This window comes from Thermorhabdus hydrogeniformans, from assembly GCF_049310025.1.
Lineage (GTDB): Bacteria > Bacillota > Thermosediminibacteria > Thermosediminibacterales > Tepidanaerobacteraceae > JBJYKD01.
On record NZ_JBJYKD010000281.1, the window covers coordinates 1 to 238 of the forward strand.

General features: G+C 65.1%; 1 pseudogene. It reads right to left on the reverse strand.

Features of this window, described 5'->3' with window-relative positions:
• Positions 1-19: 19 nt before the first annotated feature.
• Positions 20-238: pseudogene (locus ACKX14_RS16430) on the reverse strand (alanine dehydrogenase); the annotation flags it as partial.

A 238-nucleotide genomic window follows, 5' to 3' on the forward strand; every position in this document is an offset into this window, starting at 1 on the left:
TGCGCGGGCCGGGTCAACCGGCTACGCAATAATGCACGATACCCTGCTCGACGAAGATCGGATCGGCATGGGTGGTCGGGTGGGAGCTTTCGAAGCAGCCGCCCTGATCAATCGCCACGTCCACTATCACCGCGCCTTGGCGCATCGTTTCCAGCATTGCGCGCGTCACGAGGCGAGGGGCGTTGGCGCCGGGTACCAGCACGGCGCCAATCACCACGTCGGCCGATGCGATCGCCTT